Below are 12,932 nucleotides of genomic sequence, written 5' to 3' on the forward strand. Positions count from 1 at the left end.
GTCGATCTACCCTTTTGTCAACAGAATCTTATGCTAGTAGACCATCAAACCCCCAAATCTAATCACACCACCCGTAATCCCTTAAAAAAAGCAGGAACTTATGTATCACTGTTGTTACTGGGAGCAGGGTTAGGCTTTTCCGGCGGTTATGTAGCATTACGTAACTCTGTTCCCGAATCCACATCCCCTCAAGCAATTGTCCCTCAGAACAAAACAGCTAGGCTTCCAGGCAGTAAACCTGTGGTGACTCAAAATCCCAACTTTATCACCAATGTGGTAGAACAAGTTGGACCAGCAGTGGTGCGGATTAACGCTTCTAGAACCGTCACCAGTAGAGTCCCAGATACTTTTAGAAACCCAATGTTCCGGGAATTTTTTAGGTTCCCATTTCCCGATGTACCCCAAGAGCGAGTTGAACAGGGTACCGGTTCAGGTTTCATTATCGATACCGATGGTTATATTCTCACCAATGCCCATGTAGTCGATAGTGCGGATAGTGTTAATGTAATCCTCAAAGATGGTCGCCAATTTAAAGGGACGGTAGTGGGAAGCGATCCCTTGACAGATGTAGCCGTGATCCAGATTGAGGCGGAAAACCTACCTACCGTTGCTCTGGGTGATTCCGATCAACTCACCCCAGGAGAATGGGCGATCGCAATTGGTAATCCCCTTGGTTTAGATAGTACTGTAACCACTGGCATCATTAGTGCTACGGGTCGTTCTAGCTCTCAAGTCGGTGTTCCCGATAAGCGAGTGGAATTTATCCAAACCGACGCTGCTATTAACCCCGGTAACTCCGGTGGACCCCTGCTCAATGCCTCTGGTGAAGTGATTGGCATGAACACAGCTATTATTCGAGGTGCTCAAGGGTTAGGATTTGCCGTTCCCATTAATACGGTGGAAGGAATTGCTGAGCAACTGATTGTTGATGGTAAAGTAGAACATCCTTACTTGGGCATCCAGATGGTAACCTTAACCCCAGAGGTTAAACAACAGATCAACAGTAATCCCAATGCTGGGTTGATGGTTGATGAAGAAAAAGGAGTATTGATTGCCAAAGTAATACCTAATTCCCCAGCTGCTAAAGCAGGATTGCGTGCGGGTGATGTGATCCGCAAAATAAATGATCAGCCAGTCAAAGATGCAACAGAAGTTCAGAAGTCTGTGGCTAAAACCAAAGTAGGTAGTGATTTAATCCTAGAGTTGCGCCGCAATCAACAAGATACCAAATTGACTGTGCGACCTGGTGCTTTTCCCACTGGTAAGTAGTAGTTAAGTAGTAGTTGAAACGGTTAATATCAAGTTCAGTTAATCCCTTTAATTATCGGGCTTTGGATCACATTAGCATTCAGCTGTCTGCTGAATGCTAATTGCTTATTGAATCACTAATGAATAATTAACCAGACTGGCATAGTGAAGTACCCCAACCTGCTTGACCTTTGGTCACGCTACGCGAACGCTGAGGTTGGGGCTTCCAATTCTCAACTCAAATCAGGGACGGTCTTATTCGTCTTTGAGGTTTCCCGCTTCATCCGCCGATGCCTCAACCAGAGGCGCGCGCCTGCTGGAATTGGTCTTACTCAGCGTCCACAGGCAGACATCCGCCTTCTATCGACGTATAACTTTTACGACAGACTTACCATGGAATTACAGCTCTATGGCTAACCAGCCGGGGCAAGTCTCTTCCCGGAGACGAAACCTTAGTAGAGTGGAGCCTTTATGGTTGGTCGGCTATGCATAAAAGGGTTAAAACTGTTTGATTAAGGCTCCACTCTACTTACGGTAACTTCAAACCCTGAGCTCTGCTAGTACTTTTACACCTTGAAGGTAGCCTTTTAGTCAGTCAGGCGGGTCATCAACCAACTTTATTCTAACACGATTCGCAACAAGTCCTCGTCTCGCTATCCATCCCCACCGTGAAAGACGGTGGGGAATTCCGCGAGTTTTGTTAAACATAGCTTTGCCACTCGTCCCCTGTTAAGGACTCGGTGGCAACTGCCTGCTGTAGCCCCGTTTGATTCATTAGCCAGATCTGATTTTGTCCGGTAGTGCCATTACGCAACAGGACATCGTCAAAACCATTATCGTCAAAGTCCATAGTACCACGAATTTCCCACTCACCGCTGATTGGTGCTGAGTCAATGAACACTGACTCTACATACTCAGTACCATCCATCCGCCAGTAGTAGACATCTTGGTTTTGAGTATTGCGCCACAGAATATCCGCGTCACCATCGTTATCTAAATCTCCAGCACCTTCCATTTGCCATAGACCGTCTTCTGGTACTACCAAATTCTGACCATCATTCTCCCTGGTAATCAAGACTCCCTGATCCAGCTCCGTGCCATTCATCAACCAAACCGCATTTTCTCCGGTTTCGGTATTACGCCAGAGAATATCTTCTTCTCCATCACTGTCGAAATCTCCCGTGCCACGGATTTCCCAGTTGAGGTCTGATACCTGGGTGCTAGATGCTCCGCTTTTGAACTCAAAGCCTTCCATTAACCAGAAGCCAACATCTCCGGTATCGGTATTACGCCAGAGAATATCCTTTTGCTCATCGCTGTCGAAGTCTCCAGCACCACGCATCTCCCAGGGACTGTCAGCTGGTTCCGATTGAATCGAATTTGACTGACCCAAGTTGGTGCCATCCATGATCCAGGCAAGATTGTTTCCAGTTTCGGAATTACGCCAGAAAATATCCGCAGAAGGGGCATCAAGTTCATTAAACTCAATGAAGTCAATTCGGGTCAATTCGCCGCCATCAGAAGTACCGTTAATTGTGATCAGGTCTCCATTCTCGATGAATACGGTACTGCTAATTTGTTGATTGACAAAACTATCAGCATTAGGCGTATTACCAGCACCAGGAGGGGGGTTATTGAAAGTTAAAGTTGGCAATTCGGTATCGCCAATAGTGATATCTATGGTGCTATCCCCATCAGTCTCATCAAAGTAGCCCAACCTTACTTCGTAGTTACCAGTAGGTAGGTCAAAGGTTCTAGTAGCAGTACCAGAATCCTCAGATATCCTGATGACTGAACCACCCTCAGCATCGCTATTATTCTCAATTACAAAATTCGTTAGATTTGGAAAGCTTTCAGCTTGAATTTTTACCATAATTTTTCTTTACTCAAAAATAATAATCTGTCGCTTTTGACTAGTTATTCGGAAATGTTACCTAGTCTGCTTTTCAGTGTTTACTAGGGATTCACCATCACAAGGTTACCCATTAAATATTTCATGACTTTATCCTTTGATCAGGATAATTTGGTCACCCCCCCAGGTTTCTATGATGGGAGGCTTAGTTATGGTTCAACAGTACCCTTAAGGGTACTTTTTGGCTCTGTCCTGTTTGCTAAACTGTTAACTTAAATTACCTAAAATTATTGCTGTGTATAGCTTTTAAATTTTGATAGGGTGCATCTCACTTTTGGAAAAACAACACTCAAAACCCTTGAATGCTAATATAATGTCATGATATATTTCAATAAATATAGCGTTTCTAGGACTCATGAGGTACACATTATTTTTTACCTCTTCCCTCTTCCCTTCCCCTCCTGGGAGGGGTTAGGGGTGGGTTCCCTCTTACCTGCTCCCTGCTCCCTGCTCCCTACTCCCTAAAAACCAGAAATTTGTACCTCAAAAGTCGTAGAATTGCTATAAGCTATCTATATCTAGCAGGGATAAATAGGTCATGAACAATCTTGATGATTTATAATAAAATCAAAAAATATTCGGAACTATTTACTAGTTTTCCCTGTTCTCTGTTACCTCTTTTTATCAATGCTATGTTTACATCTCATACCGAGTTGCATTCAAAGAGAGTAGATTGGTTGGATAGGGAGATAGGGAGATAGGGAGATGGGGAGATGGGGAGATGGGGAGATAGGGAGATGGGGAGATGGGGAGATGGGGAGATGGGGAGATGGGGACCCACCCCTAACCCCTCCCAGGAGGGGAATATGGGGAGATGGGGAGATGGGGAGATAGGGAGATTGGCGGAAGAGAAAGTTGTACGTTTGACCGCAACTTGGTATCAAATAAAAATACTATAGCAAGTATAAAATAGGTGAGGTACAAAACAAACAGGACTTTGTACCTCACCAAATTAATAAATGCTATAAAATGCTATAAAATTGTTAATTGCCTGCCTGCCTTCCAGCCTGCATAATTATTGCTTTAGTTCTTCCTCAAGCATCCGTTGATAAACCTTTGGCAAGTGCTTACTCATGCTATTTGTTTCTATGCCATAACCTAGACTTGTCCAAGTACCAGACAACCGCCGCAAAACTTTATCTAAATTTCCTTGCCGCAATTCTTTGGGAATATCCATCCCCCAGGCTCTACTATCCTTGAGCCAATCGTGAACCACAGCATCCTGGAAGTGTGGCTCAAAGCTATACTGCTTCCAAAACAAAAAGCCTGAGGGTCTGGGGTGATAGCGTTGTGCCTTTTCTTTCCAGGTAAAATCAAGGAACTGATACCGTCCCGCTGCTGTGCTACATTTTCCAACATTAGGACCAGCGACTATGGGAACACATATTTCAGGATGACGCCTTAAATCAGAAACGTGTTGACCCCCATAGATAATCGTGTAGGGTTGGGGGTCATTGGCTTCACTAGCGGTGATAGTACGCATTAGGGCGCGAATGTAAGGATCTCCCCCCCTCATCACTAAGGGAGGGGTGCCGTGAATACTGGTAGGATAATCAGATAGCGATCGCGAAACCGGGTAGTAAGCCCATCTATTAAACACATGTCTGAGATAAATCCCCAATAATAAGCTCACTATCACTAAGGCTGAAATATTGTAAAATAAGCCTTTGAGTGTAAATTTATAGGAAGTATTTGGAAATCCTCTTAACTTTCCGTACTTCTGCCGGGGTGATGAAGACACTCAGTTGAATAATCCTTACTAGTGTTAATACTGTGAACTTAATAGTGTTCACAAAATGCCATTGACGGAACGTCACGCTAAGCGAACGCTCAACACTCCCTCAACCTACGTCAGCAAATAGCTGTTCCCAGCCTTGATCGGGAGCTTCTGCTGAGCTAACCACTTCTACTATTTTATTCCGAGCTTCCGGTTCCGACAGCGCCTCAACACAAACTTCTGCTACTTTGGTGCGAGGTATGCTACCTTCAAATAGAGTATCTGCCCCAGACATCACAATCGGGTCTGAGTTGTCTTCGTTTCTGAGACCACCTGGTCGCACAATGGTGTAGGTCAAGCCGCTTTTTTGGATATATTCCTCTGCTTGCTTCTTCCAGACCAGAATCAGCCAGAATAGGTTGAGGGGATGGAAAAACTGGGACACACAGAGAGAAGAAACCAATACAAAGTGTTCTACCCCTTTTTGCTTAGCAGCATCTACTAAATTTTTAGTGCCTTCGTAATCCACCAGGTAGGGTGCGGTTGGGTCAAAGGTAGGGCGAGCACCAGTGGCGCACAGCACTACAGTACTATCTCCGATCGCAGCACTGATGCTCTTGGGTTTGAGCACATCCCCCACCACTAATTCTGCTGCTGGTGGTAATATTTCTTGAGCGTAGTCTAAATTTCGCACTAAAGCCCGTACAGGAATATCACGCATAACCAGTTCCTGTACAATCCGCTTTCCTGTTTCTCCCGTTGCTCCAGCTACACATGCTTTCATAGCAATTTCCGTACAATTCACCTAGTAGCTTAGCCAGTTTACCAGTTATTCTGAGTGAAAATTAAACTAGGCCATTCAATCGAGAATTATTGGATTTTGTCTTGATGCAAAGCGCGAGTGGGGGTAACCCCCTGTTCCCTTGCTGCATAGCTTCCGTAAACCCCAACCTCTCGGTTGTATAAGTTTATAGGTCATGTGTTTTTCTAAGACTTTGTGGGTGGATCTAATTAAAACCTGCTATAGTCAGTGATCTAATAACTGATCTAATAACTGATCTCGCATCACCAGAAACCCAGCTAGATCAGTCCCCCAAACTTTACACTTGTTTACATAGCTCAACTTGTTTTTGTCCGACTCCTGATGAACTCAGCCAGAGGAGCTGGATAAGCAAGAGCGACCCATGGACATTTCTCAACTAGGCTCTCAACTAGTTTCTCAACTAGTCACAAGGCAATAAAATGAAGAGGATGAGGTATGCGATCGCATTTTATTAACCATCAGTCAATTGAGGCAAAACAGGTCGATTTGAATACTCCTGCTATAAAGGCCAACACTGACCCTATTGTTCCATCAGGGTCTTACTCAGGTAGTGAGCCGACTCGGTTTCAGTGTCATTTTCAAGACTGTATGGAGATGTATGCTTCAGCTGAGCAAGTGAGTGCCTATCTAAATACTCACCAGGATTGGTTTTGTCGCTGCGCTCATCCTATGAAAGTAGAACTGCTCACAGACAATGGCTATATCTTGACCATTGGTAGCTTTGGGGCGTTTGGCTATAGGGTAGAGCCAAAAATCGGTTTGGAATTGTTACCTCAAGACGAAAATTCCTATCAGATTCGGACAATTCCCATATCCAATTACGTCAGTCCAGGCTATGAGCTTGATTTCCAGGCATCTCAGACCTTAGTAGAAGTACCAGCAAGGGAGTATTTTCAAGACCATCAGCTGGAATCGGAGTCCATACCATCAGCGATAACCCGCGTGGAGTGGCATCTTGACCTGATTGTTTACATGTGGTTTCCCAAGGCAATTCAGAAACTCCCTCAGTCCTTGATTCAACGCACAGGCAACGGAATCTTGCAGCAAGTTGTGCGTCAAGTTTCCCGGCGTTTAACCCACAAGGTACAGCAAGACTTCCATAGCAGTAATGGTCTACCTATACCGAACCAATCACAGCGGTAAAATCTACAGTAATATTTACTCTAGGGGGGGTACAATACCAGTAAGCATTCAGCCGTCAGCTATCAGCTATCAGCTTATGGGCTACTTGAGGTGCTACGTGAACAGCTAAAGGTCTGTGGCCACGCTACACCGAACAGTTTATGCCCATAGCTTAGGCTACTAATTTTGCTTTTGAATAAAATAAGCTGACGGCTGACGGCTGATAGCTGAATGCTTACCAAGACCACACCCCTAGGTAAATTAAATCATCTACGGATTGCTAAGAATCTTCTGCACAATTTGCATGCCGGTGATGGCTTGCCAGCTGAATAGTCCCAAGAGTGCAACATTGAGGACGATGTGACTATAGCGAGCCCAAGTTTGACCTTTCTGCATTAATGGTGTTAGAGAGGCAGAGGTAGCAATAATTCCGGTCATGCCTAAACCAGCCAGCAAATGGGGTCCAAAAAACAACTTGCCATTGTTAATGTAGGTTACTGCCATACCTCCGATTGTACCGAGTACCATCATGGCTAGCAACGCTGAACCCACAAGATGGTGCTTAACATTATATTGACCCTTAACTAGCGCTTTCTTTTCGTCACCTTCCGCCGTTCTAGTCTTTTGGATTTTCAAGCCCAGATAAAGAGCATAGAAGGCTGCCGCTAGGAGCACCCACATCAGTAAGGGGTGGAAGAATTGAGACCAAAATTTAACAGACTCTGGCAGGTTCATAATGTTATGTCAATTTTCAGGAGCTTCATGAAAATTAACATAACATAATTGCCGTTATCAAGTCTAATGTGCTAATAACTCAGTTAAACAATATGGTACTATAGCTATGCTCCTTGTCGCTGAATTTGGGGATTGTTAAGGATGTAGAAATGTTGCCATTGCATGGTAGTTGCCATTGCATGGGTTTGGTAAGCGATCGCGTCTTGCCACTGATGCCTAAATCAATTCCGGGGAAAGATACAGGAACAGAACTGTTAGCTTACCCCAGTTAGCTTACAGTTTGGCGTTCATATCCGTATTTCTTGCTGCCCATCTCCCCCAAGCGCACCCCTGAACACCCCGTCAGCATACCAAGTTGCCTTTATAATCTAGTCCCTGCTCACCTGCTCACTCCCTCACCAGTTCAAAGGATAATATCTTTGATTGATCGCAACATTGATCGCAACTTGGTATCAATGTTTTACGAGAGGACTAAAGCACTAATAAACATAGCCTAATAGACTAGCCTAATAGACATAGCGAGGCATCTCGCTCAAGGCGTTCCAGGTGTGTTCACTAACTACACCATTGCCTAGCAAACCCCTGTCGAGTTGGAAGCGTTGCACTGCTTCGAGTGTCAGGGAAGCGAAGATGCCATCAATCTCAGCGGTATAGTAGTCACTAATCCAAAGTACTTCTTGGACTGTTTTGACAGCCTCACCAAAACTACCAGGATGTATAATTGGCATATTGATGGGAGTACCACTCAGAAGAGCTTGCCAGGTCTTTTGGTCTACAACACCAGTTGCTCTGAGAAATACCTTTTGCTGGTAGCCTTGCACAGCATATTCAATCTCTGTGTCAAAGATACCATCTAATGGACCAAAGTAATATCCCCGGTGAGCCAAGATACTTTGTAATTCTACCACATAAAGACCAATGAACCCTAGATAAAGAGTGTGCTTTCTGAGCCAAGCAGTGACACAAGCACTGGTCTGGGAGGTTTCCAAATTAATCAAAGCTGTCATGCTAGATTTCCCTGATGAAATTTTTCCTGGCATTCTTCATAATCAAATATCTGAGGTTGAGCAGGGGTGATTTAAGTTTTAATAAGTTGTTAACCTTCTGCCAGTAAAGCGTGATTTGAATCACTGGGTAACTATGTATAGTGTTAAGTGTTGACTAGTGATTGTTGACTTTAGGGATGCACAGCCAAGGCTTGCATGCAGTAGCTAACATAAAACGTTCCATGTAGTTACCCCACTTTACGTTTATTTATATATACCCACATAGAGGTTTCAAAATTTATAGTTAATACCAAGTAGCATTGATCGGTAGGACCCTCTATCGAGAGTTTACCCGTCTGATGGTATCTTGCCGTCTTTGAATGCAATCCCTCTGATGGCAATGTCATACTATAGTTCTTTATATAGTGCTTTGCAGCTCATTAAAATACACTGTAGCCTCTCGGAAGCTCCTACTGCAATCACCGGCTGTATTGTATTCCAATCAAGACTGCGTTTGCATTTAACTCAGTAATGAAACTGTTTGTCCCAGGTCGCCTTTGTCTATTTGGGGAACATAGTGATTGGGCAGGAGGCTATCGCTGCCTAAATCCCCAGCTGGAAAAGGGCTACACCTTAATCACCGGAACCAATCAGGGAATTTATGCTCTGGTCTTATCTCATCCGACCGAGCTGATTATTCGTACTTCCCTGAGGGTGGGTAAACCCACCGTTTCTATTAGTGTACCAATGGAAAGGAGTGCTCTGCTCGCTGTTGCTAAAAAAGGCGGTTTTTTTAGTTATGCTGCTGGGGTTGCCTACCAGTGTCTCTGTCGCTATCCTGTCGGTGGAATTGAAATCGATAATTACCGCACTGACTTACCGATCAAGAAAGGGCTATCCTCAAGTGCCGCAATTTCCGTCCTAGTTGCCCGCAGCTTCAATCTCCTGTATGACTTAAACATGAGCCTCCAAGAGGAAATGGAGTTAGCCTATCTAGGGGAAACCACCACCCCTTCCCAATGTGGTCGGATGGATTTCGCCTGTGCTTATGGCAATCGACCAATCATGATGATGTTTGATGGTGATCACACCGATATTACTGAACTCAAGGTACCTCGGAATCTATTTTTTGTAATTGTAGACCTCGGTGCCAGTAAAAATACCCAGGAAATACTCGGTAAACTGAATCAGTGCTATCCATTCGCCACTAACGAAATACAACAGAATGTTCAGCACTATCTTGGTCCAATCAGTTCTAAAATTACTCAGGAGGCAGTTGAGGCTCTGGAAAGGGGTGATGCTGAACGGATTGGTGCCTTGATGAACCAGGCACAAGCTGAATTCGACCGCTATCTTATCCCTGCTTGCCCTGAGCAATTAACTGCTGGAGTGCTGCACCAAATCCTGAATTATGAACCAATTCAACCTTATATCCTAGGGGGAAAGGGAGTTGGCTCTCAAGGGGATGGCAGTGCACAATTTATTGTTAAAGACAAGGAAACTCAACAAAAGTTAATTAAAATTATTGAGCGTGATTTTCCCCAAATGGAATCTTTGGCGTTAACGATTTATGCAGACCAATAACGTTCGCAAAGCTGTAATTCCCGCAGCGGGTTTTGGAACCCGTTTGTTTCCAGCAACCAAAGTGGTAAAAAAAGAGTTATTTCCGATTATTGACCGGGATGGTAGGGCGAAACCAGTGATTATGGCGATTGTGGAAGAAGCGGTCAGTGCTGGGATAGAAGAAGTGGGGATTGTGGTGCAAAAAAGCGATCGCAAACATTTTGAAGAATTGTTTAAGTCCCCCCCCAAACCCGAACTCTTCGAGAAACTCTCTCCAGAAAACCAAGCATACAGCCAATATTTACAGGATTTAGGCCAGAGAATTACCTTTCTGATTCAAGAGGAGCAAGAAGGCTATGGTCATGCTGTATTCTGTGCCAAAGAATGGGTAAACGATCAGCCTTTTCTATTGTTGCTGGGGGATCATGTTTACACTTCTGACCATGAAAATTCCTGTGCTAGTCAAGTTCTAAAAGTTTATAACCAGGTTGATCAGAGCGTTGTTGCCTTGACCGTAATGCCAGGAGAGATTATTCATAAAGCCGGTTGTGTGACTGGGATTTGGGAAGAGTCAGAATCACAGTTGCGTGTGACAGAGCTTTATGAAAAGCCTACTCTTGAGTATGCGCGAGCCTATCTCCATATGGAAGGAATGGCGGAGGATCAGTTTTTAGCGGTATTTGGTATGTATGTACTTAAGCCGAAAATTTTTGACTATCTTGAAGACCACATCAACCACAATATCCGTGAAAAAGGTGAATTTCAGCTCACATCCTGTCTTGATAAATTGCGACAAGAAGAGGGCATAACCGGTTATCTAGTTAAAGGCAAGTATTTTGATACCGGAATGCCCCAGTTTTATCGACAGACCATAATTGATTTTCCCAATTAAACTTAGGTGACTTGATCTGATTAATCCTGTTTTTTTAATCCTGTTTCTCGAAACTAAGGGAAGCAGAATTCATACAGTAGCGTAAGCCTGTTGGTGGTGGTCCATCGCTAAACACGTGACCTAGGTGAGCGTCACAGACAGAGCACAAAACTTCTGTCCTGCGCATAAATAGGCTGTTATCAGGTTCCTCCTTTACATTCTCTTCTTTGATAGGTGCGTAAAAACTGGGCCAACCTGTCCCAGAATCATATTTGGTATCGGAGTTAAATAGCTCTGTGCCGCAACAGATACATTTGTAGATACCCTTCTCCTTATTGTTCCAGTATTCTCCAGTGAAGGCTCTTTCCGTTCCCTTCTGTCTGGTGACTTTATACTGTTCCGGTGTTAGCTGCTCTTTCCACTGTGCTTCAGTCTTTTGGACTTTACTAACCATGGCTGAATCCTTGTAATAGTTTTTTGTTGATACGTGGGAGGTGAGAGATCACCAATAGGGTGATCTGGTCTTTTGTAAAAAAAAGACACGTTTTGATACTTAACTTAACATTTTCTGGCACACAAGAGATGGGTATTTTAGGGCGTGTGGGAAGTTTGGGGCGTTTGGGAAGATGGCCAGGGTTTGATGACGGGTAATAATTCAAAGGTAATTATTAGCCCATGAGATGAATGGTGAGATAACCCTTCCGTGTCTACCACCGCTAAACGTCATAGTAAGTTGCGGTCAAAGGTATAACAGAAGTCAGAAGTCAGAAGTCAGAAGTCAGAAGTTAAACTCTTCCTAGACTTAGGTTTGAGACTTTTGTCATGTCCTAACTGCCCTGGCGACTGCTATATAACTTTCTTTTCCCCCAATCTCCCCATCTCCCCATCTCCCCATCTCCCCATCTCCCCATCTCCCCATCTCCCTATCTCCCCATTCAACCAATCTACTATCTTTGAATCCAACTCGTATCAATCTTCCTGGGGATACTCATCCCACAGTTTGGTTACTTGTCGTATGCTCTGGTAATTACCATTGCCAACAATCAAGTGATCCAATACCGGAATACATAAGAGTTGACCTACCTGTAATAACCGTTCCGTTAGAGTAATATCTTGAAAACTTGGGTCAACACTGCCAGTGGGATGATTGTGAGCCACAATTACCTGTGTTGCTCCCTGACGCAGCACTTCTCGGAAAATATCCCGGGGATTAGCAATGGTTTCTGTTGCGGTACCAACAGTAATAATCTGAGTACCTAACAAATGATTCTTAACATCCAGTAGCAAGACAGCAAATCTTTCATGATTTTGCCACATTAAGTCATGACTCAAAGATGCTGCTGCTGAGGCTGGACTATCAATGATTACACCTTCTGTTGGTCGAGACAGAAATGCCCGTTTTCCCAGCTCCACTGCTGCTAAAATCGTTGTGGCTTTCGCTAGTCCAACACCATGAATTTGGGTCAATTCTTGAGCTTTAATATTCCGCAACACAGCCATTGGGTCTCGTTGGTCTTTGGCAAGTTCCTGTAAAATCAACTGTCCCAAACCCATGGCAGAAAGCTTTCCTTTGCCTTGACCTGTACCTAAAAGAATTGCTAGCAGTTCCGCTGTCGCCAGATTTTTAGCTCCTAGAGCAACTAATCGCTCACGAGGACGTTCACTGATGGGAATATCAGCAATTCTCAGACAATATGTCATAGATGTACACTGACCAAGACTGAAGGGATTTATTTTTAGTTATCCCGTTTTGAGCTAAGAAAGCTAGATTCGATTGGCAATATCCTGATTATCCCAATAATCGAGATGGGGAGATGGGCGATGGGAGGATGGGGAGATGGGGAGATGGGGAGATGGGGAGATGGGGAGATGGGGAGATGGGGAGATGGGGAGATGGGGAGATGGGGAGATGGGGAGATGGGGAGATGGGGAGATGGGGAGATGGGGAGATGGGG

16 protein-coding genes are annotated in these 12,932 nt (G+C 44.3%); 8 read left to right on the top strand and 8 right to left on the bottom strand.

From position 1 onward, the window contains the following. Nucleotides 1-30 precede the first annotated feature (30 nt). Together F6K57_RS29750 and F6K57_RS29755 are read left to right on the top strand one after the other, a co-directional pair. Nucleotides 31-1,269, top strand: coding sequence for an HhoA/HhoB/HtrA family serine endopeptidase (locus tag F6K57_RS29750; protein WP_293071844.1), 1,239 nt, complete (start codon nt 31-33; stop codon nt 1,267-1,269). 144 nt (nt 1,270-1,413) lie between these two features. Then, complete coding sequence (locus tag F6K57_RS29755) at nt 1,414-1,665, top strand: hypothetical protein (protein WP_293071835.1); 252 nt, start codon at nt 1,414-1,416, stop codon at nt 1,663-1,665. A 283-nt stretch (nt 1,666-1,948) separates the two neighbouring features. Here F6K57_RS29755 and F6K57_RS29760 read toward each other — a convergent pair whose 3' ends face one another. After that, the gene (locus tag F6K57_RS29760) at nt 1,949-3,121 is read right to left on the bottom strand and encodes a VCBS repeat-containing protein (protein WP_293071836.1); all 1,173 of its coding nucleotides are present in this window, start codon (nt 3,119-3,121) and stop codon (nt 1,949-1,951) included. Between the two features lie 357 nt (nt 3,122-3,478). On the opposite strand from F6K57_RS29760, the gene F6K57_RS29765 reads away from it, so the two are divergent. Both F6K57_RS29765 and F6K57_RS29770 read left to right on the top strand, forming a co-directional pair. Continuing rightward, complete coding sequence (locus F6K57_RS29765) at nt 3,479-3,625, top strand: hypothetical protein (protein ID WP_293044114.1); 147 nt, start codon at nt 3,479-3,481, stop codon at nt 3,623-3,625. 248 nt (nt 3,626-3,873) lie between these two features. Then, nucleotides 3,874-4,059 carry a hypothetical protein gene (locus F6K57_RS29770; protein ID WP_293071837.1) on the top strand — a complete coding sequence of 62 codons (186 nt, stop codon included), beginning with the start codon at nt 3,874-3,876 and terminating at the stop codon, nt 4,057-4,059. A gap of 116 nt (nt 4,060-4,175) precedes the next feature. Here the strand turns inward: F6K57_RS29770 and F6K57_RS29775 are convergent, their stop codons facing one another. Together F6K57_RS29775 and F6K57_RS29780 are read right to left on the bottom strand one after the other, a co-directional pair. After that, nucleotides 4,176-4,901: a glycoside hydrolase family protein gene (locus F6K57_RS29775; protein WP_293071838.1), complete on the bottom strand. Its 726-nt coding sequence runs from the start codon at nt 4,899-4,901 to the stop codon at nt 4,176-4,178. A gap of 100 nt (nt 4,902-5,001) precedes the next feature. Then, nucleotides 5,002-5,661 carry an NAD(P)H-binding protein gene (locus F6K57_RS29780; RefSeq protein WP_293071839.1) on the bottom strand — a complete coding sequence of 220 codons (660 nt, stop codon included), beginning with the start codon at nt 5,659-5,661 and terminating at the stop codon, nt 5,002-5,004. 474 nt (nt 5,662-6,135) lie between these two features. Between F6K57_RS29780 and F6K57_RS29785 the strand changes: the two genes are divergently transcribed. Continuing rightward, complete coding sequence (locus tag F6K57_RS29785) at nt 6,136-6,843, top strand: DUF1997 domain-containing protein (RefSeq protein WP_293071840.1); 708 nt, start codon at nt 6,136-6,138, stop codon at nt 6,841-6,843. 249 nt (nt 6,844-7,092) lie between these two features. On the opposite strand, the gene F6K57_RS29790 is transcribed toward F6K57_RS29785, so the two are convergent. Continuing rightward, the gene (locus F6K57_RS29790) at nt 7,093-7,557 is read right to left on the bottom strand and encodes a DUF4079 domain-containing protein (RefSeq protein WP_071105518.1); all 465 of its coding nucleotides are present in this window, start codon (nt 7,555-7,557) and stop codon (nt 7,093-7,095) included. 113 nt (nt 7,558-7,670) lie between these two features. Between F6K57_RS29790 and F6K57_RS29795 the strand changes: the two genes are divergently transcribed. Next, nucleotides 7,671-7,829: a hypothetical protein gene (locus tag F6K57_RS29795; RefSeq protein WP_293029592.1), complete on the top strand. Its 159-nt coding sequence runs from the start codon at nt 7,671-7,673 to the stop codon at nt 7,827-7,829. A 234-nt stretch (nt 7,830-8,063) separates the two neighbouring features. On the opposite strand, the gene F6K57_RS29800 is transcribed toward F6K57_RS29795, so the two are convergent. Continuing rightward, the gene (locus F6K57_RS29800) at nt 8,064-8,564 is read right to left on the bottom strand and encodes a peptidoglycan-binding protein (RefSeq protein WP_293071841.1); all 501 of its coding nucleotides are present in this window, start codon (nt 8,562-8,564) and stop codon (nt 8,064-8,066) included. 510 nt (nt 8,565-9,074) lie between these two features. Between F6K57_RS29800 and F6K57_RS29805 the strand changes: the two genes are divergently transcribed. Further along, nucleotides 9,075-10,127, top strand: coding sequence for a GHMP kinase (locus tag F6K57_RS29805; protein ID WP_293029605.1), 1,053 nt, complete (start codon nt 9,075-9,077; stop codon nt 10,125-10,127). Further along, nucleotides 10,114-10,998 carry a UTP--glucose-1-phosphate uridylyltransferase gene (locus tag F6K57_RS29810; RefSeq protein ID WP_293071842.1) on the top strand — a complete coding sequence of 295 codons (885 nt, stop codon included), beginning with the start codon at nt 10,114-10,116 and terminating at the stop codon, nt 10,996-10,998. Before F6K57_RS29805 ends, F6K57_RS29810 begins: the two co-directional genes overlap by 14 nt. Nucleotides 10,999-11,032: 34 nt before the next feature. Here F6K57_RS29810 and msrB read toward each other — a convergent pair whose 3' ends face one another. The 3 genes from msrB to radC all read right to left on the bottom strand — a co-directional run bounded on the left by msrB (nt 11,033) and on the right by radC (nt 12,678). Further along, nucleotides 11,033-11,431, bottom strand: coding sequence for a peptide-methionine (R)-S-oxide reductase MsrB (msrB, locus tag F6K57_RS29815; protein ID WP_293030700.1), 399 nt, complete (start codon nt 11,429-11,431; stop codon nt 11,033-11,035). Between the two features lie 366 nt (nt 11,432-11,797). Next, nucleotides 11,798-11,920: a hypothetical protein gene (locus F6K57_RS29820; RefSeq protein ID WP_293071843.1), complete on the bottom strand. Its 123-nt coding sequence runs from the start codon at nt 11,918-11,920 to the stop codon at nt 11,798-11,800. A gap of 26 nt (nt 11,921-11,946) precedes the next feature. Then, on the bottom strand, nt 11,947-12,678 hold the full coding sequence (gene radC, locus F6K57_RS29825) for a DNA repair protein RadC (protein ID WP_070394266.1): 732 nt from the start codon (nt 12,676-12,678) through the stop codon (nt 11,947-11,949). Nucleotides 12,679-12,932 lie beyond the last annotated feature (254 nt).

Origin of the sequence: Moorena sp. SIO4A5 (assembly GCF_010672005.1) — a bacterium.
In the GTDB taxonomy this organism is placed as follows: Bacteria; Cyanobacteriota; Cyanobacteriia; order Cyanobacteriales; family Coleofasciculaceae; genus Moorena.

What these genes read in the sequence shown, in the direction of transcription:
- radC (WP_070394266.1), bottom strand. Translation starts at nt 12,678, where the DNA reads ATGACATATTGTCTGAGAATTGCTGATATTCCCATCAGTGAACGTCCT.
- F6K57_RS29805 (WP_293029605.1), top strand. Translation starts at nt 9,075, where the DNA reads ATGAAACTGTTTGTCCCAGGTCGCCTTTGTCTATTTGGGGAACATAGT.
- F6K57_RS29765 (WP_293044114.1), top strand. Translation starts at nt 3,479, where the DNA reads ATGATATATTTCAATAAATATAGCGTTTCTAGGACTCATGAGGTACAC.
- F6K57_RS29760 (WP_293071836.1), bottom strand. Translation starts at nt 3,121, where the DNA reads ATGGTAAAAATTCAAGCTGAAAGCTTTCCAAATCTAACGAATTTTGTA.
- F6K57_RS29780 (WP_293071839.1), bottom strand. Translation starts at nt 5,661, where the DNA reads ATGAAAGCATGTGTAGCTGGAGCAACGGGAGAAACAGGAAAGCGGATT.
- msrB (WP_293030700.1), bottom strand. Translation starts at nt 11,431, where the DNA reads ATGGTTAGTAAAGTCCAAAAGACTGAAGCACAGTGGAAAGAGCAGCTA.
- F6K57_RS29790 (WP_071105518.1), bottom strand. Translation starts at nt 7,557, where the DNA reads ATGAACCTGCCAGAGTCTGTTAAATTTTGGTCTCAATTCTTCCACCCC.
- F6K57_RS29810 (WP_293071842.1), top strand. Translation starts at nt 10,114, where the DNA reads ATGCAGACCAATAACGTTCGCAAAGCTGTAATTCCCGCAGCGGGTTTT.
- F6K57_RS29800 (WP_293071841.1), bottom strand. Translation starts at nt 8,564, where the DNA reads ATGACAGCTTTGATTAATTTGGAAACCTCCCAGACCAGTGCTTGTGTC.
- F6K57_RS29770 (WP_293071837.1), top strand. Translation starts at nt 3,874, where the DNA reads ATGGGGAGATGGGGAGATAGGGAGATGGGGAGATGGGGAGATGGGGAG.
- F6K57_RS29750 (WP_293071844.1), top strand. Translation starts at nt 31, where the DNA reads ATGCTAGTAGACCATCAAACCCCCAAATCTAATCACACCACCCGTAAT.
- F6K57_RS29785 (WP_293071840.1), top strand. Translation starts at nt 6,136, where the DNA reads ATGCGATCGCATTTTATTAACCATCAGTCAATTGAGGCAAAACAGGTC.